Below are 25444 nucleotides of genomic sequence, written 5' to 3' on the forward strand. Positions count from 1 at the left end.
GTCTCCTTATTGAAAGAAATTCACATTGTGTAAATGGGGAATTTGACGGATTAACTCAATAGCTTCGTCACAATTACGAGAATCCACTTCAATAATCATAATAGCCTTTTCACCGGCTTTTTCACGGGTTACGTTCATTTGGGCGATATTGATATCATAGCGGGAAAGGGCTTCTGTCACATGGGCAATCATCCCAGGAACGTCTTGGTGAACAATAATAATAGTTGGGGTGTTCATGTTTAGAGAAATTGCAAAGCCATTTAACTCGGTAACTTGTATGTTTCCCCCACCAATGGAAATTCCTGTGACGGAGATGGTTTTGTGATCATTTTTCACCGTGATGGTCGTCGTATTTGGATGAGGAGCATTGCTCTCCTTTTGAATAGACCAGACGATTCGAATTCCTCTTTCATGGGCAATTTCAAGACTATTGGGGATTCTTGGATCATCTGTGTCCATACCCAAAATACCAGCTACAAGGGCCAAGTCTGTCCCGTGACCGCGATAGGTTTTGGCAAAGGAATTAAACAACTGAAATTCAACTTCTGTCGGATCCTCTCCAAAAATAGAAGAGACAATTTTTCCAATACGAACAGCTCCTGCTGTGTGGCTACTAGAAGGTCCAATCATAACCGGTCCAATAATATCAAATACGGATTGGAATTTAAGCGAATTCATCAGTCAGCTCCTTAGGGTTTCTTTTCTTTCATTATAACAAATCTAGGGCATGTTTTCTTCTATTTGAGAGGGAAATTTTGTTTTAGACATAAAAGATACTTAAAACTAGTTTATTTGAGGTGTTTTTTATTCTTGCTAACATATTATTGAAACATTTGACGTGATTTCATAAAGTTTCTGAAACATTTCTTCTGTAAGATAAAGAACATACAGAAAAGGAGTGTAAAACCATGAATAAAAAAATCTTTGTAAAACGTGTAATCGGATTGAGCTTATTATCAGGAATGTTTATTCCCGTCCTTGCCAGTGCAGAATCTTACACTGTAAAGTCAGGTGATACCTTATCAGCTATTGCTAAAGAGAAGAATACAACGGTTGATGCGATTGCTAAGAAAAATAAGATTAGCAATGTCAACCTCATTACAGTTGGTCAAGTTTTAGAGATTGAAGATGACAAGCCAACAACTAATACTACAGAGCAAGCTAGCACTAGTAAACCTACCACTACACAAGCAACAACTACGGTATCTACTTCAGATGGCTTGAGTGCCGAAGATGCAGCGGCTAAAGAATGGATTGCCCAGAAAGAATCAAGTGGCAGTTACACAGCACAAAATGGCCAATATTATGGTCGTTATCAGTTGTCGCTTTCTTATTTAAACGGTGACTTGTCACCAGAAAACCAGGAAAAAGTAGCCAATCAATATGTTGTCAACCGATATGGATCATGGTCGGCGGCTAAAAACTTCTGGCTAGCCAATGGCTGGTATTAAAGTAGATGAAAGAGTTCAGAAATTGGACTCTTTTTTGATTTACAGATTTGTAAACATATATATACAATAGCCAATAAGAAGAATGGCAAGATGCTTGTTTTCTATTATAAAGCGTGTTACAATTGATAATGCTCAAAACGACCTTCAATCGTTGAAGCAAACCACGACCTTCAATCGTGAGAAACGAAAAGATGGGAGAAATCTATGAGTGATAACTCGAAAACACGTGTTGTTGTTGGAATGAGTGGTGGTGTCGATTCATCTGTAACAGCTTTGTTGTTAAAACAACAGGGTTACGATGTCATTGGCATCTTCATGAAAAACTGGGACGACACAGACGAAAATGGCGTCTGTACAGCTACGGAAGATTACAAAGATGTAGCAGCAGTTGCAGATCAAATTGGCATACCTTACTATTCTGTCAACTTTGAGAAAGAATACTGGGATCGTGTCTTTGAATACTTTCTTGCAGAATACCGTGCAGGCCGGACACCAAATCCGGATGTCATGTGTAATAAGGAAATAAAATTTAAGGCCTTCTTAGATTATGCCATGACACTCGGTGCCGATTATGTAGCCACGGGTCACTATGCGCGTGTGGCGCGTGATGAGGATGGCATTGTTCATATGCTACGCGGTGTTGACAACGGGAAGGATCAAACTTATTTCCTAAGCCAGTTGTCACAAGAACAACTTCAAAAAACCATGTTCCCGTTGGGACATTTGGAAAAACCTGAGGTTCGCCGGTTGGCTGAAGAGGCTGGATTGGCAACGGCTAAAAAGAAAGACTCCACTGGGATCTGCTTTATCGGAGAAAAGAATTTCAAAGAATTTCTCAGCAACTATCTACCTGCTCAGCCAGGCCGAATGATGACCATGGATGGACGGGATATGGGTGAGCATGCCGGTTTAATGTATTACACAATCGGTCAGCGGGGTGGTCTTGGAATTGGTGGCCAACAAGGTGGGGACAATGCTCCTTGGTTTGTCGTTGGTAAAGATCTCAGTCAAAATATTCTGTATGTCGGTCAAGGATTCTATCATGAAGCACTGATGTCAACAAGTTTACAAGCTAGTCAAGTTCACTTTACACGGGATATGCCAGAAGAGTTTACACTAGAGTGTACAGCCAAGTTCCGCTATCGCCAGCCAGATTCCAAGGTGACGGTTCATGTCAAAGGTGACAAGGCAGAGGTAATTTTTGCAGAACCTCAACGGGCCATTACACCAGGTCAGGCTGTTGTCTTTTACGATGGTGAAGAGTGTCTCGGTGGTGGACTAATTGACAATGCTTATCGAGATGGTGAAGTTTGTCAGTATATTTAAATTGACAAATTTTCTCAATTTGCTACAATAATAAAAGCAATAGAAGTGATGGTCAAAGCTCATGGATGTTGCAGGGTTTTTTGTCCTGCACTTCTCAGAGTTTTGACTATTTTTGTGTCGTTTCGAAAGGAAGTTACATGCAAGAACAGGATTTTCGGACCAAGTCAAACCAAACGGTTTTTGGTGTGAGAGCGACTGCTTTGATTGTAAAAGACAATCGCTTGTTAGTCGTAGAAGATGAGGACGGTTTTTATACAATCGGAGGTGCTATTCAAGTGGATGAAGCTACTGAAGATGCCGTAGTTCGAGAAGTAAAAGAGGAACTTGGGGTCGCATCTAGAGCGCTTCAGTTAGCTTTCATTGTTGAAAATCGCTTTGAACAAGCTGAGGTCCACTATCATAATATCGAGTTCCATTATTTAGTAGACTTACTGGAAGATGCACCGTTAACCATGCAAGAAGATGCGAAGCCATTACCTTGCCGGTGGCTTGCTTTAGATGATCTACATACTGTTAATCTGAAGCCGGCATTTTTAAAAACCGCCTTACCAGATTGGGACGGACAATTACGACACATCCATCTTAAAGAATAGGAGAAAAAATGACTTATAATTTTATAGAAGAATACGATATCATTGTAATCGGAGCGGGACATGCAGGAGTAGAAGCCTCCCTTGCTGCGAGCCGAATGGGTTGTAAAGTTCTACTTGCAACCATCAATATCGAAATGTTGGCGTTTTTGCCATGTAATCCTTCGATTGGTGGTTCTGCAAAAGGGATTGTGGTCCGTGAGGTAGATGCTCTCGGTGGAGAGATGGCCAAGAATATTGACAAATCCTATATTCAGATGAAGATGTTGAATACAGGAAAGGGACCAGCTGTTCGTGCGCTTCGTGCTCAAGCAGATAAAGAGCTCTATTCTAAGGAAATGCGTAAGACAGTTGAGAATCAAGAAAACTTGACCCTTCGTCAAACCATGATTGATGAAATTTTGGTAGAAGATGGGAAGGTTATTGGTGTTCGAACTGCGACCCACCAAGAATATGGGGCCAAGGCTGTCATTGTCACGACTGGAACGGCTTTACGTGGAGAAATCATCATTGGGGATCTCAAGTATTCATCAGGCCCTAACCATAGCCTTGCTTCTATCAATTTGGCTGAAAATCTCAAGAATCTTGGACTAGAAATTGGACGGTTCAAAACAGGTACGCCACCACGTGTAAAGGCATCGTCAATCAATTATGAAGAAACGGAAATTCAACCAGGTGATGAGAATCCAAATCACTTTTCTTACAATTCGCGTGACGAGGATTATTTAAAGGATCAAATCCCTTGTTGGTTAACCTATACCAATAGTCAAAGCCACGAAATCATCAACAGCAATTTACACCGAGCTCCAATGTTTACAGGTGTTGTAAAGGGAGTTGGACCTCGCTATTGTCCATCTATTGAAGATAAGATTGTTCGCTTTGCGGATAAGGAACGCCACCAGCTATTCCTTGAGCCAGAAGGACGTAATACAGAAGAAGTCTATGTCCAAGGCTTGTCAACCAGTTTACCAGAAGATGTGCAAAGAGATCTTGTCCATTCTATTAAGGGATTGGAAAATGCTGAGATGATGAGAACGGGTTATGCGATTGAGTATGATATGGTCCTTCCACATCAATTGCGCGCAACTTTGGAAACCAAGAAAATTTCAGGTCTCTTTACCGCAGGACAAACCAACGGAACGTCTGGTTATGAGGAGGCCGCTGGTCAAGGGATTATTGCAGGGATCAATGCTGCGCTGAAAATCCAAGGAAAACCAGAGCTCATCTTGAAACGAAGTGATGGCTATATCGGAGTCATGATTGATGACTTGGTGACCAAAGGGACAGTTGAGCCTTATCGTCTGTTAACTAGTCGTGCTGAATATCGTTTGATTCTTCGACATGATAATGCAGATATGCGCTTAACAGAAATTGGACGCGAGGTTGGTTTGGTTGATGACGAACGTTGGGCACGTTTTAAAACCAAGAAGTATCAGTTTGAAAATGAAATGAAGCGCCTTGACAGTATCAAGCTAAAACCTGTAAAGGAAACGAACGAGAAGGTGGTAGCGCTAGGTTTTAAACCATTGACAGATGCTGTCACAGCCAAAGAATTCTTGAGAAGACCAGAAGTATCGTATCAAGATGTTGTCAACTTTATCGGACCAGCTGCTGAAGAATTAGATGATAAGACTATCGAGCTGATTGAAACTGAAATTAAGTACGAGGGTTATATCTCAAAAGCTTTAGATCAGGTTGAAAAAATGAAGCGGATGGAAGAAAAACGAATTCCTGCCAATATTGACTGGGATGATATTGACTCCATCGCAACAGAAGCTCGTCAAAAATTCAAATTGATTAATCCAGAAACGATTGGTCAAGCTAGCCGGATTTCAGGTGTTAACCCAGCTGACATTTCTATCTTGATGGTGTATCTTGAAGGCAAGAGTCGGAGCATTTCTAAGAATCAAGAAAAGGAATCCTAACTAATTAGGATGTAAATATGTGGAAGAGGTAGCCAAATAGCTACTTCTTTTCTCGTTTTACTGTATATTTACAATAGTGTAAATATACTTTACACCGTTTGACAAATGAGTGACTGGACCTTGATTCCTGTCAGCTTTTTCTTTGATGGAAAGGCTTGACTGGCCTCGCTTTTTCTTATGTTTTATGGTATAATGGCCCAACAGAGGTTTATGATGAAAAAATTTCGTATGACGCCTATCCATTATTGTATGGTAGGTTTGTTAGCATTTATTATATTAGCCATCAGTTCCAGATTATTGGGTGGCACAATTGCAAATTTATTTGTGATTCTGTTGATTCTTTCCGGTGTCATCTATCTCTTTCTTCATCAATTAAAGCAAGTAGAATTGGATGAGCTAGAACAAATTCAATATGTCAATCATCAAGCTGAAAATGGATTGGCCTCGCTACTGGATAAAATGCCAGTTGGTGTAATCAAGGTAAACGGTGAAACCAATGAAGTTGAGTGGTTCAATCCTTATGCGGAGTTGATTTTCTCTACTGAGGATGGGCAATTCGATGTGGAATACTTGCAACAAGTGTTGGCGATTCCTTTTGAAGGGAAAGGCCATTACGCAACCATTGGAGATAAGAAATATTCTGTTTATCTAGATTCCCAGGCCAGTGTCGTTTATTTTTTTGATGCATCTAGTGAGTATGAGGCCAACGTTGGTCTTGTAACGACTAGGCCGGTCATCGGGATTATGTCCGTAGACAACTATGATGATTTAGAAGATGTTGTGTCTGATTCAGATATCAGTAGTATCAATGGTTTTATTGCAAACTTTGTTGAAGAATTTTCGGAAAAATACCATATGTTTTACCGAAGAGTCGGGATGGATCGCTTTTATCTTTTTACCGACTATACCGTTCTTGAACAATTAATCGAATCCAAATTTTCTATTATTGACCAATTCCGTGAGGAAGCGAAAAATCGTGAATTACCCATTACGGTAAGTATGGGATTCTCATACGGAGATGGCAATCATGATGAAATCGGTAGGGTTGCTTTATCGAATCTAAACTTAGCTGAAGTCCGAGGGGGCGACCAGGCGGTTGTGAAAGAAAGAGAAGAAGGTAAGGATCCTATTTTCTTTGGAGGGGGGACAGCTTCTTCTATCAAGCGCACTCGTACGCGAACTCGTGCGATGATGACAGCTATTTCCGAAAAAATTAAATCGGTTGATCAGGTATTTGTTGTTGGCCACAAAAAATTAGACATGGATGCTTTGGGGGCATCGATTGGGATGCAATTATTTGCAAACAATATCAACGAACGCTCTTATGCAGTTTATGATGATAGGTCTATGGCTCAGGATATCAAACGAGCGGTTGAAAAAATTCAATCAGATGGAGCGACTAAACTCGTAACGGTTTCAGATGCTCTACGGATGGTAACCGATCAATCCCTTTTGATTATGGTAGACCATTCGAAGACAGCTCTCACGCTTTCAAATGATTTGTATGAGAAGTTTCACCAAGTCATTGTCATTGACCACCATAGACGGGATGAAGATTTCCCTGAAAATGCCATGATCACTTATATTGAAAGTGGCGCAAGTAGTGCCAGTGAGTTGGTTACGGAATTGCTTCAGTTCCAGAATTCTAAGAAGAACCGCTTGAATAAGATTCAAGCCAGTGTTTTGATGGCTGGAATTATGTTGGATACCAAGAATTTCTCTGTTCGCGTAACGAGCCGTACATTTGATGTAGCTAGTTATTTACGAAGCCGAGGTAGTGATAGTGTCCTCATTCAGGAAATTTCAGCTATTAACTTCGATGAGTACCGTGAAGTTAATGAATTGATCCTAAATGGTCAATTGGTTTTCCCACATATTATTGTGGCAACAGGCGCAGCAGATGTTCCTTATGGAACGGTTACCATTAGTAAAGCAGCCGATAGTATGTTGGCCATGTCTAAAATTGAGGCAACCTTTGTCATTGCTCTGAATGAACAAGGAAGCATTTCCATTTCAGCTCGAAGCAGAAGCAAAGTCAACGTGCAAAAAATTATGGAGCAAATGGGAGGCGGAGGCCACTTTAATTCGGCAGCTTCTCAATTGGCAGATGTAACCATCGATCAAGTTCGTACCCAATTGATTGACTGTATTCAAGAAGAGGTCCAAAAGGATAAGGAGGAAGAAGAATGAAAGTTATCTTTTTAGCAGATGTAAAAGGAAAAGGAAAAAAAGGGGAAATTAAAGAAGTCCCAACAGGTTATGCTCAAAACTTTTTGATCAAAAAGAATTTAGCCAAAGAAGCTAACGCCCAAGCGATTGGGGAACTTCGTGGTAAGCAAAAATCTGAAGAAAAAGCCCATGCGGAATTAGTCGCAGAAGCGAAAAACATTCAAGCGAAATTAGCAGAAGAAACGACCGTTGTCCAATTTACAGAAAAAATTGGCCCCGATGGACGTACATTTGGTTCGATTACCAATAAAAAAATTGCAGAAGAACTACAAAAACAATTTGGAATCAAAATCGATAAGCGTCACATTCAAGTGGCTTCTCCAATTCGCTCTGTCGGCTTGATTGATGTGCCTGTTAAAATTTATCAGGATATTACAGGTATTATCCAAATTCGGGTAAACGAAGGTTAAGTAAATCGTTAGAAAGGAATGACTATGGCTGAGATAGAAGAATTAAGAACCCAGCCTCAAGATATCCAAGCAGAGCAATCTGTCTTAGGAGCCATCTTTATTGATGAGGGGAAACTGGTTTTTGTTCGTGAGTTTATTGAGCCAGCAGATTTCTTTAAATATGCCCATCGGTTAATTTTTAAGGCGATGATTGACCTTGCAGATAGGGGAGATGCTATTGATGCGACGACCGTTCGCAATATTTTAGATAGCCAAGGGGACTTGCAAAATATCGGTGGTCTCTCTTATCTAGCTGAAGTTATCAACTCTGTTCCGACCTCAGCCAATGCGGAATATTACGCAAAGATTGTTTCCGAAAAAGCGGTTCTAAGACGCTTGATTGCCCGTTTAACGGAGAGCATTAATCAAGCATATGATGGAGCGAGTCCGTCGGATGAGATTATTGCAGGCGCAGAAAAAGCCCTGATTGATGTTAGTGAAAATGCCAATCGAAGTGGTTTCAAGAATATCAAGGATATCCTAAATATCAACTTTGGAAGTCTTGAAACTCGATCATTGCAGACAACGGATATTACGGGGATTGCAACAGGTTATCGAGATCTTGATCATATGACAACAGGTCTTCATGAAGAAGAGTTGATTATTCTTGCAGCTCGTCCAGCGGTCGGTAAGACTGCCTTTGCTCTAAACATTGCCCAGAATATCGGAACCAAGTTGGATAAAACAGTTGCTATTTTCTCGTTGGAAATGGGGGCTGAAAGTTTGGTGGACCGGATGTTGGCAGCAGAGGGCTTGATTGAGTCTCATTCTATTCGTACCGGTCAGTTGACAGATGATGAGTGGCGGAAATATGCCATTGCCCAAGGAAATCTAGCCAATGCCAGCATTTATATAGATGATACTCCTGGTATTCGGATTACAGAAATTCGGTCTCGTTCTAGAAAGTTAGCACAAGAAACAGGTAATCTTGGCTTGATCCTTATCGACTACTTACAGTTGATTACAGGGACAGGACGTGAAAACCGGCAACAGGAAGTCTCAGAAATCTCTCGTCAATTAAAAATTTTGGCGAAAGAATTAAAAGTTCCCGTAATTGCCCTTAGTCAGCTATCTCGGGGAGTTGAACAACGACAAGATAAGCGTCCGGTTCTATCAGATATCCGTGAATCAGGATCCATCGAGCAGGATGCAGATATTGTTGCCTTTCTATACCGTGATGACTATTATGAACGTGCAGGTGAGGAAGAAGAAGGCTTGCCGAATAACAAGGTTGAAGTCATTATTGAAAAGAACCGTTCGGGAGCACGTGGGACAGTGGAGTTAATCTTCCAGAAAGAATATAATAAGTTCTCCAGCATATCAAAGAGAGTAGAGGAATAATGGATGAGTGATGCATTTACAGATGTAGCAAAAATGAAAAAAATCAAAGAAGAAATCAAGGCTCATGAAGGTCAAATTGTGGAAATGACCTTGGAAAATGGTCGTAAACGTCAAAAAAATAAGTTTGGTCGATTAATTGAAGTTTATCCTTCTTTGTTTATTATTGAGTACACAAATGAAAACAGTTTACCTGGTGAACCAGCAGCAACCTATGTTGAATCGTATACTTACTCAGATATTTTAACTGAGAAAAATTTGATTCATTACTTAGACTAATGTAGCTAGGGTAAGCTACAACTTCCAACCGTCTCTTCTTGGAGATGGTTTTTTTGATCTCCTGGACATATCATAAAGATTTGTTGTGTAAATTTATTGACAAAGATGTCAATTTCACAATCAAATCTGTCAATATTAGATAGGGGGATCTTTTGAAGAGTCGTCTCATCTATATTCTTCATCCTGCTACATTAAAGGGACTTAGGAGGGTGTTGAAACAATCAGATTGACAAGTTGTAAAAAAGTTGTAAACATTCCTGTAAATAGATAAGATAGGGAAGTGAATACATGTATATCTAAGTCAAAAATATGTGATTTAGAAAGTCCTTAGCTAGAAAACCTTATTTTGCTTTTCATTCATAGAAAGAAATCAAAAAAATGAAAAAGCAACTTTACAAGGGCTGGTATTAGTGGTATAATAGAATTTGTGCGAAATGACAGCAGGACAAAATGAAGCTCGTCAACAGGAAGCCAGCTAGAAAAGTAACCTTTGCTGTTTGGGCGAAGGCTTTCTGAACGAATCAGGTTTGTCTAAAACGTTATTTCCTACAAAAAATTATTTTTATAGGAGGACATTTCAAATGTCACGTTATACAGGACCATCTTGGAAACAATCTCGCCGTCTTGGCTTGTCACTTACAGGTACCGGTAAAGAATTGGCACGTCGTAACTACGTACCAGGTCAACACGGACCAAACAACCGTTCAAAATTGTCAGAATACGGTTTGCAATTAGCTGAAAAACAAAAACTTCGTTTCTCTTACGGACTTGGTGAAAAACAATTCCGTAACTTGTTCGTACAAGCTACTAAGATCAAAGAAGGAACTGTCGGTTTCAACTTCATGCTTCTTTTGGAACGTCGTTTGGATAACGTTGTTTACCGTCTTGGACTTGCGACTACTCGTCGTCAAGCTCGTCAATTCGTTAACCACGGTCACATCCTTGTTGACGGAAAACGCGTTGATATCCCTTCATACCGCGTAACTCCAGGTCAAGTGATCTCAGTTCGTGAAAAATCAGCTAAAGTTCCAGCTATCCTTGAAGCTGTTGAAGCAACTCTTGGACGTCCAGCATTCGTATCATTCGATGCTGAAAAATTGGAAGGTTCATTGACTCGCTTGCCAGAACGCGATGAAATCAACCCAGAAATCAACGAAGCACTTGTCGTTGAATTCTACAACAAAATGCTTTAATTTCAAGAAAAAACTTGCAGAAAGCCTACAACAGTGGGCTTTTTGTTTTTTTCTTAAAACCTTGTTTTCTGGCTTTGCTCTCTAAGTTTACTTCATAGAAAGAAATGTCCGCCTATAAAAATAGGCGGTTTTTCTTTTACAAAATAAATAACAACTCTCCTGATTTGGAGATTTTTGTGACCGAATACCTAAAATAATAAACCAAATAGCGATTTTTTCTACTCAGATTGCCCATTTTGTTAAGATGAAACAAACGATTGGAAAGGGTTCTTATGGGATTTAAGAAAAAACATTATCGCCAACAAGTTGATATGAGAGACTGCGGTGTTGCGGCTTTGGCCATGGTTTTTGGCTACTATGGCTCATACTATTCTTTAGCCAGTCTGCGGGAGAAGGCAAAAACGACTGCAGATGGAACGACCGCCTTAGGTCTGGTCAAGGTGGCTGAAGAGTTGGGATTTGAGACACGCGCCTTCCGAGCAGATCGCACACTTTTTGACTTGGAAGGAGTGACCTATCCATTGATTGTCCACGTGATCAAGGATGGGCGTCTCCCTCACTATTACGTAGTCTATAAGAAAGATAAAAAGTATCTTTACATAGCAGATCCAGATCCAAAGGTAAAGATGACCAAATTAACGATCGAAGAGTTTGAAAAAGAATGGACAGGGATTGTTATCGCCTTGGCCCCGACTCCAGCCTATCAACCGAGTAAAGAAAAGAAAAATGGGCTCCTAGATTTTGTCCCTCTTTTGTTTAAACAGCGGCAATTGGTTCTGCATATTGTTCTTGCAACGTTATTGGTAACCCTCATCAATATTGTGGGTTCTTACTACCTACAATCGATTATTGATACCTATGTGCCTAATCAGATGAAGCAGACGCTGAGTGTGATTTCACTAGGGTTGATCGTGGTTTACATCTTACAGCAGGTCCTGACCTATGCGCAAGATTACTTGCTTCTTGTTTTAGGCCAACGCTTGTCTATTGATGTCATTCTGTCCTATATTAAGCATGTTTTTCAGTTGCCTATGAGTTTCTTTGCAACTCGACGGACAGGAGAAGTGGTGTCGCGGTTTACAGATGCCAACCGCATTATCGATGCTCTGGCTAGTACACTGCTTTCAATCTTTTTGGATCTGTCTATTGTTTTGATTTTATCAGTAGTCCTGTTTAGCCAAAATGCTCACCTCTTTTTCTTGACCATTCTCTTACTACCGATTTATGCGGTCATTATTTTTGCCTTTATGAAGCCTTTTGAGCGCTTAAATAATGAAACCATGGAAGCTAATAGTGTCTTGTCTTCTTCCATCATCGAGGATATCAATGGGATCGAAACTATCAAGTCTCTTACCAGTGAGCGGAGTCGCTATCAAAAGATTGACTCAGAATTTGTGGACTATCTCAAGAAGTCCTTTGCCATGAGTAAGGCGGAGAGTCTACAAAAGGGACTCAAGCACTTGGCACAGTTGATTTTGAATGTCTTGGTCTTGTGGTTGGGAGCTCATTTGGTCATGAAGCAAAAATTGAGCTTGGGGCAGTTGATCACCTACAACACTCTCCTTGTTTATTTCACAGGCCCTTTAGAGAACTTGATCAACCTCCAAACCAAACTTCAAGCAGCCCGAGTGGCCAATACCCGTCTGAATGAAGTCTATTTGATAGACTCTGAGTTCGTAGAGAAGAAACCTCTTCAAGATCGTGAGGCTCTCGATGGTGATCTGGTTTTTGAAGGAGTAGACTACAAATACGGTTTTGGGGCTAACGTTCTTACCGATATCAGTCTCACGATCAAAAAAGGGAGCAAGGTAAGTTTTGTTGGTATTTCAGGTTCTGGAAAAACCACGCTAGCAAAGATGATGGTGAATTTCTACCAACCCAATAAAGGGACGATTCGTCTAGGAGGAACGGATATCCAGCAAGTGGATAAAACTTTGCTCCGCCAGCAAATCAATTATTTACCCCAGCAGCCCTATGTCTTTAACGGTACGATTTTAGAGAACTTGTTACTGGGAGCGCGGGAAGGAACTAGTCAGGAAGATATCTTGCGCGCTGTTGAAATCGCAGGAATTCGAGAAGACATTGAGCGTATGCCCCTCAATTACCAAACAGAATTGACTACGGATGGCATGGGAATTTCTGGTGGTCAACGGCAACGGATTGCCTTGGCGCGTGCCTTATTAACGGATGCTCCGATTTTGATTTTGGATGAAGCGACCAGCAGCCTGGATATCTTGACGGAGAAGAAAATTGTGGACCGCTTGATGGCCTTAGACAAAACGATTATCTTTATCGCCCATCGGTTAACGATTGCAGAACGGTCTGAAAAAGTCTTCCTCATGGACCAAGGTTGTCTGAAGGAAGAAGGAAGCCATGAAGAACTGCTGAAAAAGAATGGCTATTACAGCCATTTGGTTACTTGTTAAGAGAGGACTAGGAGAAAAAAAGAAAGTATGATGAACGAAAAATATTTTGAAAGTGCAGAATTCTATCAGAAACGTTTCCACAATTTTGCTAGTTTATGGGTAGTCCCTTGTTTTCTTTTACTACTGTTTGTTGTCGGTTTCTCTGTCTTTGCCAAGAAGGAAGTGACCTTGTCTAGTCGTGGAACGATTGAAGCTACGCGCGTGGTGGACCAAATCCAGTCAACGAGTAATTCTCCCATTCAAGTCAACCATTTGAAGGAAAATAAAGAGATTAAGAAGGGAGAAATCTTGGTAGAATACCAAGAGGATCAGGAAAAACAACAAGGAATGAGCCTAACGCAACAGCTCGACCTCTTAAAGAAACAGGAGGAACAATTAAAATTGTTGAAAACGAGCATTGAGACCGGGGAGAGCCAATTTACAGGAACTGAGCATTTTGGGTATGACCAGCTGTTTAAGGATTATCAGCAACAAATAGCGATTCTCCAAGCGCAAGCCCATCAACAAAATGCAACCATTGCTTCTCAAAATGCCAGTGCAAGTTCCAGTCAAGCGGAAATTGGCCAAGCTATCCAAGACCAAGAGAAGCGATTAGCTGATTACCATAGTCTAAAATCAGCTCTCCTAGAGGGAAGAAGTCTGGATGCGACTCATCCACTTTATTCTCTCTACCAGAGTTACGCTCAGCAAGCACACGGAGAGGAAAACGCTCAAGCACAAGCTTCTTTTATTGGCCAGTTGGATAGTCAAATCCAGCAGTTAGAGGCGAGTATTTCTAATTATCGAATCCAATATGCGGGATCCGGGAGCCAACAAGCTTTTTCGACCAGTTTAGATAGTCAAATAGCCTCCCTGAAAGCTCAACAATTGAGTAAAGTTGGACAAGATCTTCTGCTTCTTTCTCAGCAAATCGCAGATCTAGAAAGTAAGGTAAAAACACAAGAAACTCTTCTTCAGAAGACTCGGATTCTAGCGAAGGATGAAGGGGTGCTTCATTTGAATGATGAAACAAAAGGAGCGAGTATTGTAGCGGAAGGGACTCCTCTGGCTGTAGTTTATCCTCTCATTCAGAAAGAAAAAGAAGTCAAGATTGTCACCTATATTCCTTCAAAAGATATAGCCACGATTCATGTGGGAGATCGGGTTCGCTTTAGCACACAGGGAAGTAAACAAAAACCAATTACGTTAGAAGTCCGTATTAGCTCAATTGCTTCGAGTGCAACTCGGACAGAACAGGGGAACTTTTTCAAAATAGAGGGAGTCCTTCGTCTCAAGGATCATGAGGCTAAACTTCTACGTTACGGTTTGGAAGGGAAGTGTGTTCTGATCACAGGAGAAAAATCTTACTTCAGTTTCTTTGTAGATCAATTTTTAGGAGCGGGGAACTAAAGAAGGATAATAGAAAAAGAGACCGAGGTCTCTTTTTTATTCCAGCATTTTTAATAGGAAGTCAGCCATTTGTTGCGGGCTTTCTTTTTGGCCTCGCGCCACCCACATTTGACAGACTCCAAAGAAAGCATTGGTGAGGTAGACAGAACTATAGTCTCTCTCGATTTCGGTCAAAGATCGATGGCCATAACGCTCTTGCAAGCTATCAACTAGTAGAACTTGTAGCTTATGCCGCAAGAAGGATTGAATTTCTTTTGTCCCATTCTCGGTTAGAAGGACAGCAAAGAGGGGCTCCTTGGTGAGAAATTCGAAAACTTCGGTAACAGCTTGGTGTTTATCATCTTGCTGTTTGTCGAAGATGTATTCGACTTTGTGGAAAAATTCCTGTTGGTAGCGCTCAATCATATCGTACTTATCGCGGTAGTGGGTATAGAAGCTACTCCGGCTGATACCAGCCTCTTTTGCCAACTGAACGGTTGAAATCTCATCAAAGGACTCTCTATGAAGCAGGTCAACCATGGCTTCCTGGATGATCCGTTTTGTTTTTATTCGCTTGTTGCTTTCGGTAACCATTCTAGTCCCTTTCTTTTATATACAAAATTATACACAGTGTCCAAAAATTTCCTTTTTAACTTGCGGTTTTTCAAAAGAACTGTATAATCAATTATATCAAAAAATTAGACATTGTGTATAAAAAGGAGACAAAAAATGTTTAAGGAATGGAAAGTGATTTTTAGAAAACCGACCGTTATGGTTGTGATGTTAGGGGTTGCTTTGATACCAGCTCTCTATAATGTGATCTTTCTATCTTCTATGTGGGATCCTTATGGCAAGGTTTCGGACTTGCCGGTAGCAGTTGTCAATCAAGATCAGCCAGCTCGTTATCAAGAACAAGAATTAACAATTGGAAAAGACATGGTGTCCAATTTTGAGAAGAGTGATGCCCTGGATTTTCATATTGTAGATGAAACAGCAGCTAAAGAAGGACTGAAAAAGGGTGATTATTATATGGTGGTGACCTTGCCCCAAGATCTATCCGCTAAAGCGGCATCTATCTTAACCAATCATCCCGAACAAATGACCATTGCCTACCAAACATCTAGTGGCCATAGCTTTATTGCTGGTAAGATGAGTGATTCAGCCATGATAAAAATTCAGCAAACCGTTGCTAGTAATGTAACCAAAACCTATACAAACGCTCTTTTTGAAAAGATGGGGAGTTTGAAGACAGGGATGGGAACAGCAGCTGAAGGAAGTCAAAAGCTGGCAACCGGTGCTGGTCAGTTAAAAGAGGGTGGGCAAACCCTGACAGACCATTTGACAACCTTGTCCAATTCTAGTCTGTCTTTTTCAAATGGGGCACAGACTCTTAGCACAGGACTCTTGGCCTACACCAATGGAGTTGGTCAATTAGCGACAGGTCTTCACCAAATGAAGGAGAAAGTTCCGACCCTCGTATCGGGAGTTGGGCAACTTCATAATGGTTTTACCTCCTTTAGTAGTGGACTGACGGCCTATACGTCTGGTGTTGGACAACTTGGAGATGGTTTGAACCAAATGGCTAGTCAAACGCCTCAGTTAGCCTCTGGAATTGGCCAATTGCATACAGGAATGAACACTCTCACAACAGGACTGGATACCTACACAAAAGGAGTCAGTCAGTTGAATGTTGGTGCTAGCAATTTGACGAATGGTCTAACAAACTATAGCACAGGGCTTGCTACTCTCAGTGGTGGAGCTAGTCAATTAAGTGGTCAATCGGAAGCATTGAGAAATGGAGTGTCTCAGTTAGAAACAGGAATTCAAACCTTATCTACACAACTTTCTCCGTCACCAAGTCAACAAGAGCAGCTTGCCCAATTAACAGCAGGCCTCACCCGATTAAATGAAGCTATTCAGAACACGAGCGGAGATACTAGTCAACTCAGCACAGCATTGGCAACCATTGCCACCTCTGCTCAAGGGATTTCAGCTGCAGCACAGGCTGACCGCAATTCAGTACTAGCCAATCTTCAAGCTACTGCTGCCTATCAATCGATGACAGCCGAACAACAGGCAGAACTGACGGCTGCTGTGTCTGCTGCTTCAAGTACGACGGAGACTGCTGCTCAAGCGATTTTAACTACCGTTCAAGGTTTGCAAGAAGGCTTAACGACCGAGAGTCCCTTGGCCACAGTAAAAGAAAGTGCCAATCAGATCTTGCCAACAGCTTCGTCTACCTTGAATACTCTTTCAACTAGCTTGAGCTCCGTGCAGATAGCAGTGACAGAGCAACTTCTACCAGCTAGCCAAACTCTCAACCAAGGAGTGCAACTCTATACGACAGGGGTGGACCAGTTAGCTGGCGGAGCTAGTCAGCTTAATGATAATAGTAGCACCTTGATAGCAGGCGCTACTCAATTGAGTGCGGGGACCAGTCAACTGGAGCAGAAATCTGCGGATTTGGTATCTGGAAGCAGTCAACTAGCAACAGGATTGGGAGAACTAAATGGAAAGATGCCAACTCTGATTATGGGAATGGACCAATTAGTTTCAGGGGCCAACCAATTGACTAGTAAGTCTAGCGAATTAACAACAGGTGCTGGACAACTGGCCAGTGGGATTGGTCAATTAAACACTCAAACACCAGTTTTAGCTAGCGGTGTTGATCAACTCGTATCAGGAGTCGATCAGTTATCGGATAAATCAGCTCAGTTACTATCAGGTTCTTATCAATTGGCGGATGGTGCAAGTAAAATAGCTGATGGCTCTGGTCAATTAGCGACAGGAGGCCAAGTTCTTGTCGGGGGCTTGGGGGATCTCCAAACAGGTAGTCAGAATCTCAGTCAAGGCTTGAGTTCGGCTAAGGACCAATTAAATAGCGCTAGCACTAAAAAAGAAAATGCCAGCGTATTGTCAGATCCAATTACCCTTTCAAAGACAGACCATGATAATGTTTCAGTGAATGGAGTGGGAATGGCGCCTTATATGATATCAGTTGCCCTTTTCGTCGCTGCTCTTTCTACCAATATGATTTTTGCCAAATTGCCATCTGGGCGTCATCCAGAAAGTCGTTGGGCTTGGCTGAAATCGAGATTGGAAGTGAACGGGATAATTGCTGTCTTGGCTGGTGTCCTGGTCTACGGAGCTGTTCATCTGCTAGGGATGGCAGCAAACCATGAAGCTTTGACACTTTTCCTCTGTGTGCTAGGAAGTGTGACCTTCATGTCCATGGTGACGGCCTTAACGACATGGAACAACAAGGTAGGAGCTTTTATCTCTTTGATTCTCTTGCTCCTTCAACTGGCTTCTAGTGCAGGAACTTATCCGCTTGCCCTCACTAATCGTTTCTTCCAAACCGTTCATCCGCTGTTGCCGATGAGCTATACCGTATCGGGACTAAGGGAAACCATTTCCTTGTCTGGTCAGATAGGCGGGCAAGTCACCTTCCTTACCCTGGTTTTGATGCTGTGTATTGGTTTAGGAATGCTGGCCTATCAACCTCAAAAGATGGAAGAAGACTAAACTACCTCTATCCATAGTTTCATGTGAAACAAATCCCCTTCTCTGAAGAGAAAGGGGATTTTTCTTAGTTAAAATAAAGCACTTCAGGATCTGGAGTAACATAGACAAGGTTGTCACCCTTAAAGACAAGTTGAACTTGTCCTTCTTTGTAGGTAAAGACTGTAAAAGTTTGCTCTAATTGAGCCGTTTGAGCTAGATCGACTACACCAGCCCAAAAAGCATGGAGTTGCTCGTCAGTTAAAAGGCCCTCTTGATAGAGATTAACAAGGTTTTCTTTTTCCTTTTCTGAAAAGGTCTCGAGCATATAATTTGAATCAACATGGGTTTTTTCAGGTTTACCAAGAATTTTTTTGACTATTTTTGTTGTATAGCCTTCGAAATCAGGTGTATGCACTTTTAATCCACCGTCATATTTTTTATAGTAAACGACAGAATCACCAGTTGCATAGATCTTGTCCTTGGGGGCTTCGCTAGCATTGGCAGGGAACACCTCCATTTTTTTGCTTGAGCTGGTTTTTGTCTTAGACTCTTTCTTTTCTTTGTTCGAAGAGCTAGCTTTAGATGATTTTTTAGAAGATGAGGCTTCTTTTTCACTTTTCTCTTGTTTTTTAGAGGAGGAACCAGTGCTTGTTTCTTCCGGTTTGAAATATGATTGAAAATCAGACATACAGGCTGTCAAGAAGAAAAGACTCAAAAAGAGAGTTGCAAGGAGAGTGATTTTTTTAGACATAATGTAAATCCCTTTCTAATCATAGATCATCATTTCTTCTATTGTACACTATAAAAGATTGAAAAGCACGAAAAAATAGGAGAGAAGCTGTACGAAGTAGGTATTTATTTCATACAATCTTTCTCTCCTGTAAGGGACAGCTCGTTGTGATCTTATTTGAAGCGAGGAGGCTAGGACTTTTGTCCCAGCCTCTTTTTAGGGGTTTAAGAACTTTTTAAGGAAAAGTGGTATACTGTTTCTAAAAAAATTAAGGAGTCTTGCATGAGAAAGAGAGCTATTTTTGAAGATATCGTCTCCATTATGACTCACGATTCATCTACTATCAAAGATCGAAAAGGATGTGATCCAGAGCCTTTTCGGGAAAAAATAACAGATGATATGGCGGATGATGCCTTTCTTTATCAAGTCAGGTCCTACCTAGCCAGTTTTGGTATTATTGGGCACATCTCCTTTCAGAATAAAAAAGCTGGTCAGAAAGGCTTTCTCTTACGTGTAATGGACCATCAACTTTATGTTGAAAAGGCGCATGCAGACACTGGTCTCCAGGCAGGGGATCAGATCCTAGGTCTGGATGGAAGTGACTTGGAGCAGGTGGCGTCTCTTCATAAGGACTATTTTATAAGTAAGACCCCCGAAAGACACTACCGAGAATGGGCGGATTTGGTCTCTCAGTCCAAAAGAGTCACCCTGCTTCGAGAAGGGGTAGAAAAGACCATTGAAGTAGCGCCCAGTCGAGAGCCGATCCAAGATCAGATTTTTTGGAAACGGTTAGACGATGAGATTCTTTATCTTTGTCTGGATAACTTTATGGATGAAGGAGCTATTAGTCGCTTATACCAAGAGTGTTTACCGATGATGACGGAAGTCAAGTTCCTTCTCATTGATGTCCGACAGAACGGTGGAGGGACAGATTCTTTATATTTCCCTCTATTACATCTAGGCTTAGAGAAGGGTCAGGGCTATGATTCGCTTGACTGGGATGATGATGGCATGGAAATTCTCTACACGGAACGCAATGTCGACTTACGCTTGAAGGATTTTGAGGACTGGATGCAACAGGAAGAGATTAGTTCCGAAACAATTAAACTCCTTGAAGAGATGAAAGAGGATCTACTCCGCTATCGGGGCAAAGGCTATGTGCTGTACCAGCAAGAAAACGAGGAATTCTTCCCAGAGGTTAGAGGCGGCCAATATCCCGAACAGATCTTTATCTTATCAGATATCTATTGTGCTTCATCTGGGGACAATTTTGTCCAGATGATGAAGCAGTTTAAGAAGGTAACGGTGGTAGGTAGACCAACTCTCGGAATTTTAGACTATTCCAATTGTTGTACCGTTGATTATGGTGATTATCGATTGATGTTTCCTACTTCTCGCTGTCTAAGCGTAGATCAAGGTAGAGGAATGACGGATAAAGGTGTTGAACCGGATATAGAAATTCCCTGGACTCCAGCTCATTTTGAAAGAGACGTAGAAGTAGACAAGTGTTTGGAATTGATTCGTCAGAGTCGCGGAACGGCAAAATAAGGCTTAGATTAGATGATGGTTGACTTAAATCAGAAAAGCAATCAATTTAAGGGCAGATCTCAATTGTCTCTTATGGTAACGTTTTCTAGTATTTTTTCCTTGTGTTTGGATTGCTATGACTGAACAAAAAATGGTAAAATAGTCAGTGATAATCAAAATGAAGAGTGAAAAAGATGAAACATAAAACACTTTATAAATTTATAGGGCAAACAATCTTGTATTTCGCTATTTTCTTAGCCCTACTCTATTTCTTTAGTTACCTTGGTCAAGGTCAAGGTGGCTTTATTTACAATGAATTCTAAAGGAGATCCCTACCGTGTCAAACCAACCAATTACTGATATGATTGAGGCGATTGAACGTTACGCCCAACTACAACCAGACTATCCTGTTTACAATGTCCTTGGAGAAGAGCATACCTATGGCCAATTGAAGGCTGATTCAGATAGCTTAGCGGCCCACATTGACCAAATGGGACTTCCTGAAAAGTCACCTGTTGTGGTCTTTGGTGGACAAGAATATGAAATGTTGGCAACCTTTGTGGCCCTGACCAAGTCTGGCCACGCCTATATCCCAATTGACAGCCACTCTGCCTTAGAGCGCGTGTCTGCTATTGTTGAAGTGGCTGAGCCAAGCTTAATTATCGCCATCAATGAGTTTCCAATTGAAAACCCAGCTGCTCCAGTCATGTCCTTGGAGCAAGTGCGTGAAGCTTATGCGGCTCAGAATGCGTATGACTTGCAACATCCGGTCAAAGGGGATGATAACTACTACATCATCTTTACTTCTGGAACAACTGGAAAACCAAAAGGGGTGCAAATTTCGCACGACAACTTGCTCAGCTTCACCAACTGGATGATTACAGACAAGGAATTTGCGACACCAGAGCGTCCGCAAATGTTGGCGCAACCACCCTATTCCTTTGACTTGTCTGTCATGTACTGGGCACCAACCTTAGCTCTTGGAGGGACCCTCTTTGCCCTTCCATCAGCTATCACTCAAGACTTTAAACAACTCTTTGCGACTATCTTTTCTCTTCCGATTGCTATCTGGACTTCAACGCCATCTTTTGCAGATATGGCCATGTTGTCTGAAGATTTCAATGCTGAAAAGATGCCAGGCATTACCCATTTCTACTTTGATGGGGAAGAGTTAACGGTTAAAACGGCTCAAAAACTGCGCGAGCGTTTCCCAAATGCGCGCATCATCAACGCTTACGGACCAACAGAAGCGACGGTAGCTTTGTCGGCAGTTGCTATCACAGATGAGATGCTAGCGACTCTTAAACGCTTGCCAATTGGTTATACCAAAGAAGATTCTCCAACCTTCATCATTGATGAAGAAGGAAACAAATTGCCAAATGGAGAGCAAGGGGAAATCATCGTGTCTGGACCAGCTGTTTCAAAAGGTTATATGAATAATCCAGAGAAAACAGCAGAAGCCTTCTTCGAATTTGAAGGTCTTCCAGCCTATCATACGGGAGATGTCGGAACCATGACAGATGAAGGTCTCCTTCTCTATGGTGGACGGATGGACTTCCAGATCAAGTTTAATGGTTACCGTATTGAGCTAGAAGATGTTTCTCAAAACTTGAACAAATCTCAGTACATCGACTCGGCTGTTGCAGTGCCACGCTACAACAAAGATCATAAGGTTCAAAATCTCTTGGCCTATGTCATCTTAAAAGATGGGGTCAAAGAACAATTTGAGCGAGAGATTGATATTACCAAAGCGATCAAGGAAGATTTGGAAAACATCATGATGTCTTATATGATGCCTTCAAAATTCCTCTACCGTGATAGCTTGCCGCTAACTCCAAACGGGAAAATCGACATCAAAGGGTTGATTAGCGAGGTTAACAACCGATGATCGAGTTTTTGAAACAGCTCCCTCATTTAGAACCCTATGGCACCCTGGTCTACTTTATTTATCTGATTGGGGCCTTATTGCCCATCTTTGTTGGCCTCTTCTTTAAGAAGCGTTTCCCAGTCTATGAAGCCTTGGTCAGCCTAACCTTTATTGTTTTGATGTTGACAGGGACGGATTTGAAACAAATCTATGCGGTTCTTTTCTACCTCTTTTGGCAAATCCTTTGGGTCTACTCCTATAAATTCTATCGAAGTCAGCGTGACAACAAGTGGGTCTTTTACCTCCACTCTTTCTTGGTCGTTTTGCCCTTGGTTTTTGTGAAGGTGCAACCAGCCATTGATGGCACCCAGTCCTGGATGGGCTTCCTTGGGATCTCTTATCTGACCTTCCGAGCAGTGGGCATGATTATCGAGATGCGAGACGGAACCCTCAAAGACTTTAGTCTCTGGGAATTCTTGCGTTTCTTGCTCTTTATGCCGACTTTTTCAAGTGGGCCGATCGACCGCTTCAAACGCTTCAATGAAGATTATCTGACGATTCCGGATCGAGATGAGCTTCTAGATATGTTGGAGCAGAGCGTCAAGTATATCATGCTTGGCTTCCTCTATAAGTTTATTCTAGCTCATATCTTTGGCCATCTCTTACTAGGTCATGTCAAGACTTATGCCCTTCTTCAAGGGGGCGTCTTTAACCTAGGAACCTTAGGGGTGATGTATGTCTTTGGTTTGGACCTCTTCTTTGACTTTGCAGGCTATTCCATGTTTGCCCTTGCGGCGTCCAACTTGATGGGGATTAAGAGCCCAATCAACTTTAACCTCCCTTTCAAGTCGCGTGATTTAAAGGAATTTTGGAATCGTTGGCACATGAGCTTGTCTTTCTGGTTCCGTGACTTTGTCTTTATGCGTCTGGTCATGGTCTTGATGCGCAACAAGGTCTTTCAGAGTCGGATTACAACGTCAAACGTTGCCTATATCATCAACATGTTGGTCATGGGCTTCTGGCATGGAGTGACCTGGTATTATGTTGCTTATGGTCTTTTCCACGGTCTAGGTCTCGTGATCAATGATGCCTGGCTTCGGAAGAAGAAGACACTGAATAAAGAGCGCAAAGCAAAAGGACTTGAGCCCCTGCCAGATAATCGCTGGACTCAGGCTCTTGGAATCTTTATTACCTTCAACACCGTTATGCTGTCCTTCCTGATCTTCTCAGGTTTCTTGGATCAGCAATGGTTTCCAAAAATGAAATAAGAAAAGGAAAAATGAAAAATGGATGTAAAATCACAAGTAATTGAAATTATTGACGAATTGTTTATGGAAGATGTCTCAGACATGATGGATGAGGATCTCTTTGATGCGGGTGTTCTTGATAGCATGGGAACCGTTGAGTTGATTGTTGAATTGGAAAACCGCTTCGATATTCGGGTTCCAGTATCTGAATTTGGTCGTGATGACTGGAATACTGCCAACAAAATCGTAGAAGGTGTCATGGAGCTTCAGAATGCTTAAACGATTGTGGCTGATTCTGGGTCCAGTCTTTTGCGCCATGGCTCTTGTCGCTACTCTTCTCTTTTTCTATCCGATTAACCACAAACATAATCTGACAGAGGAGAAAAAGGCCGCAGTGAGCTTGACGGCAGAAGGCTTTAAAAGTCGTGCCCGTAAGGAAGAAGCGCTCGGGGATCCCAACTATCGTTTTGTACCCTTCTTTGGTTCCAGCGAATGGTTGCGATTTGACATCGTCCACCCAGCAGTACTAGCTGAGAAGTATGATCGCTCTTATCGTCCGTATTTTCTAGGTCAACGAGGGGCAGCGTCTTTGAACCAATATTTTGGGATGCAGCAAATTCTTCCTCAACTAGAAGGGAAAACGGCTGTTTATGTGGTATCGCCCCAGTGGTTTACGAAGGACGGTTATGATTCATCGGCCTTCCAGCAATACTTTAACAGTGATCAATTAACGAGCTTTTTGGCCAACCAAGAAGCTGGGCCAGCAAGCCAGTATGCGGCATCTCGTCTCTTGCAGCAGTACCCTAATGTTGCTATGCAGGGAGGAGTTCAGAAGCTAGCCAAAGGTCAAAATCTATCTAGTTTTGAAAAAGGTCTCAATCAGACCCTCATGCGCTTTGTTCGTCGGGAGGATGCCTTCTTTAGCACCTTCACGGCAATGAACAATAGCAACTATGAGAAGAAAGTTCTCTCTCGCCTAAACGACTTGCCAGATACATTTTCTTACGAAGCCTTGGAAGAGGTGGCGACGGCGGAAGCCAAAAAGAAAACCAATAATAATAAACTAGGCATTAGTAATAGTTTTTATACTCATCGTCTTGCGAGTAAGCTCAAGAAACTCAAAGGATTCCAAAAGAATGAATCCTATGAACAATCCCCAGAATACAATGATTTACAACTGGTCTTGGATCAGTTTGCTCAATCTAAAACCAATGTCATCTTTGTCATCCCTCCAGTGAACTCGAAATGGATGGCTTATACAGGCTTGAGTAAAGAAATGTATCAACGGACAGTTGAAAAAATCCGTTACCAACTAGAAAGTCAAGGCTTTACCCATATTGCTGATTTTTCTAAAGATGGTGATAAACCTTACTTTATGCAGGACACCATTCATATGGGCTGGAATGGATGGTTGGCCTTTGACAAAGCAGTTGATCCTTTTGTCTCCAACCCTCAACCGGCACCTGAATACAAGATTAACAATCGTTTCTTAAGTCAGGACTGGGCTAACTATAAAGGCCAGCCGGATCAATTTAAGTAAGATGCGAAGAGGTTGAGAATACCCAGTCTCAACCTTTTTCCTATGGTTTTGAAGAAACTTATCCCCATATTCACAGACTTATCCACAGACTTGTGGATAAGTCTGTCTACTAGAAAGAGAGGAACTGGTAAACCATGAAAACAATGAAGAAAATAGCTGTTTATGCGATTCTTCAAGGAATCGTGGTCTTTCTCATTACGGGCCTCATCACCCAATTAGTCAGAGGAGATTTCTTTTTCCGTAGCTTGGCCCCAATATTTGGAGTCTTGGCAGCTATCATGCGTTTTGGAACAGCTAGTCTGATGAAAATCTTGGCCCCAACGCTATACGATGAAGAGACCAAAAAAGAGAAAGCTCCTACCGGGAAAGAAGCTGAATAAAAGAACTGTTTTTTCTGGAAAAATCTCTGGAAAAGCACTTATCTGACAGGCTTTATGGTAAAATAGAAGGAAGAA

General features: G+C 41.7%; 22 protein-coding genes. 19 read left to right on the top strand and 3 right to left on the bottom strand.

What is annotated here, in order from left to right:
• Positions 1–6: 6 nt before the first annotated feature.
• A complete protein-coding gene (sdaAB, locus tag ACOXXR_RS00135) occupies positions 7–678 on the bottom strand; it encodes an L-serine ammonia-lyase, iron-sulfur-dependent subunit beta (RefSeq protein ID WP_006595350.1) in 672 nt (223 codons plus the stop codon).
• Between the two features lie 230 nt (positions 679–908).
• Between sdaAB and ACOXXR_RS00140 the strand changes: the two genes are divergently transcribed.
• From ACOXXR_RS00140 to ACOXXR_RS00190, 11 genes are all read left to right on the top strand, one after another.
• Positions 909–1451: a LysM peptidoglycan-binding domain-containing protein gene (locus tag ACOXXR_RS00140; RefSeq protein WP_445278494.1), complete on the top strand. Its 543-nt coding sequence runs from the start codon at positions 909–911 to the stop codon at positions 1449–1451.
• A 204-nt stretch (positions 1452–1655) separates the two neighbouring features.
• Positions 1656–2777 (top strand): tRNA 2-thiouridine(34) synthase MnmA, encoded by a 1122-nt coding sequence (gene mnmA, locus ACOXXR_RS00145; protein ID WP_445278495.1) that lies wholly within the window; start codon positions 1656–1658, stop codon positions 2775–2777.
• A gap of 137 nt (positions 2778–2914) precedes the next feature.
• A complete protein-coding gene (locus tag ACOXXR_RS00150) occupies positions 2915–3370 on the top strand; it encodes an NUDIX hydrolase (RefSeq protein ID WP_445278496.1) in 456 nt (151 codons plus the stop codon).
• A gap of 8 nt (positions 3371–3378) precedes the next feature.
• The gene (gene mnmG / locus ACOXXR_RS00155) at positions 3379–5292 is read left to right on the top strand and encodes a tRNA uridine-5-carboxymethylaminomethyl(34) synthesis enzyme MnmG (protein WP_445278497.1); all 1914 of its coding nucleotides are present in this window, start codon (positions 3379–3381) and stop codon (positions 5290–5292) included.
• 210 nt (positions 5293–5502) lie between these two features.
• Entirely contained in the window at positions 5503–7482 is a 1980-nt protein-coding gene (locus ACOXXR_RS00160) for a DHH family phosphoesterase (RefSeq protein WP_445278498.1), read from the top strand.
• On the top strand, positions 7479–7931 hold the full coding sequence (gene rplI / locus ACOXXR_RS00165; protein ID WP_048715073.1) for a 50S ribosomal protein L9: 453 nt from the start codon (positions 7479–7481) through the stop codon (positions 7929–7931). The genes ACOXXR_RS00160 and rplI overlap by 4 nt, the downstream gene beginning before the upstream one ends.
• 24 nt (positions 7932–7955) lie before the next feature.
• Positions 7956–9311, top strand: coding sequence for a replicative DNA helicase (gene dnaB, locus ACOXXR_RS00170; RefSeq protein WP_061564521.1), 1356 nt, complete (start codon positions 7956–7958; stop codon positions 9309–9311).
• A gap of 3 nt (positions 9312–9314) precedes the next feature.
• On the top strand, positions 9315–9587 hold the full coding sequence (locus tag ACOXXR_RS00175) for a Veg family protein (RefSeq protein ID WP_048715069.1): 273 nt from the start codon (positions 9315–9317) through the stop codon (positions 9585–9587).
• Positions 9588–10168: 581 nt separating this feature from the next.
• Positions 10169–10780, top strand: coding sequence for a 30S ribosomal protein S4 (rpsD, locus tag ACOXXR_RS00180; protein ID WP_003009175.1), 612 nt, complete (start codon positions 10169–10171; stop codon positions 10778–10780).
• 272 nt (positions 10781–11052) lie between these two features.
• Positions 11053–13206, top strand: a complete 2154-nt coding sequence (comA, locus tag ACOXXR_RS00185; protein WP_414282139.1) for a peptide cleavage/export ABC transporter ComA — start codon at positions 11053–11055, stop codon at positions 13204–13206.
• Between the two features lie 27 nt (positions 13207–13233).
• Positions 13234–14595 carry a bacteriocin secretion accessory protein gene (locus ACOXXR_RS00190; protein WP_445278499.1) on the top strand — a complete coding sequence of 454 codons (1362 nt, stop codon included), beginning with the start codon at positions 13234–13236 and terminating at the stop codon, positions 14593–14595.
• Positions 14596–14631: 36 nt separating this feature from the next.
• On the opposite strand, the gene ACOXXR_RS00195 is transcribed toward ACOXXR_RS00190, so the two are convergent.
• Entirely contained in the window at positions 14632–15168 is a 537-nt protein-coding gene (locus tag ACOXXR_RS00195; protein WP_006595361.1) for a TetR/AcrR family transcriptional regulator, read from the bottom strand.
• Positions 15169–15303: 135 nt separating this feature from the next.
• Between ACOXXR_RS00195 and ACOXXR_RS00200 the strand changes: the two genes are divergently transcribed.
• Positions 15304–18099, top strand: coding sequence for a YhgE/Pip domain-containing protein (locus tag ACOXXR_RS00200; protein WP_154854270.1), 2796 nt, complete (start codon positions 15304–15306; stop codon positions 18097–18099).
• Positions 18100–18163: 64 nt separating this feature from the next.
• Here ACOXXR_RS00200 and ACOXXR_RS00205 read toward each other — a convergent pair whose 3' ends face one another.
• Complete coding sequence (locus tag ACOXXR_RS00205; RefSeq protein WP_229039010.1) at positions 18164–18829, bottom strand: DUF4947 domain-containing protein; 666 nt, start codon at positions 18827–18829, stop codon at positions 18164–18166.
• 261 nt (positions 18830–19090) lie between these two features.
• Here ACOXXR_RS00205 and ACOXXR_RS00210 point away from each other — a divergent pair, with 261 nt between their 5' ends.
• The 7 genes from ACOXXR_RS00210 to ACOXXR_RS00240 all read left to right on the top strand — a co-directional run bounded on the left by ACOXXR_RS00210 (position 19091) and on the right by ACOXXR_RS00240 (position 25369).
• Positions 19091–20356 (top strand): S41 family peptidase, encoded by a 1266-nt coding sequence (locus ACOXXR_RS00210; protein ID WP_023024749.1) that lies wholly within the window; start codon positions 19091–19093, stop codon positions 20354–20356.
• Positions 20357–20529: 173 nt separating this feature from the next.
• Positions 20530–20658, top strand: coding sequence for a teichoic acid D-Ala incorporation-associated protein DltX (locus ACOXXR_RS00215; RefSeq protein ID WP_006595368.1), 129 nt, complete (start codon positions 20530–20532; stop codon positions 20656–20658).
• A 14-nt stretch (positions 20659–20672) separates the two neighbouring features.
• Positions 20673–22223, top strand: coding sequence for a D-alanine--poly(phosphoribitol) ligase subunit DltA (gene dltA / locus ACOXXR_RS00220; RefSeq protein WP_445278500.1), 1551 nt, complete (start codon positions 20673–20675; stop codon positions 22221–22223).
• Positions 22220–23470 carry a D-alanyl-lipoteichoic acid biosynthesis protein DltB gene (dltB, locus tag ACOXXR_RS00225; RefSeq protein WP_445278501.1) on the top strand — a complete coding sequence of 417 codons (1251 nt, stop codon included), beginning with the start codon at positions 22220–22222 and terminating at the stop codon, positions 23468–23470. Before dltA ends, dltB begins: the two co-directional genes overlap by 4 nt.
• Positions 23471–23488: 18 nt before the next feature.
• Positions 23489–23728 carry a D-alanine--poly(phosphoribitol) ligase subunit DltC gene (dltC, locus tag ACOXXR_RS00230; protein WP_006595371.1) on the top strand — a complete coding sequence of 80 codons (240 nt, stop codon included), beginning with the start codon at positions 23489–23491 and terminating at the stop codon, positions 23726–23728.
• Entirely contained in the window at positions 23721–24989 is a 1269-nt protein-coding gene (gene dltD, locus ACOXXR_RS00235; protein WP_048715048.1) for a D-alanyl-lipoteichoic acid biosynthesis protein DltD, read from the top strand. Before dltC ends, dltD begins: the two co-directional genes overlap by 8 nt.
• Positions 24990–25132: 143 nt before the next feature.
• Complete coding sequence (locus ACOXXR_RS00240; protein ID WP_445278855.1) at positions 25133–25369, top strand: hypothetical protein; 237 nt, start codon at positions 25133–25135, stop codon at positions 25367–25369.
• Positions 25370–25444: the final 75 nt, after the last annotated feature.

This window comes from Streptococcus sp. KHUD_013, from assembly GCF_052588545.1.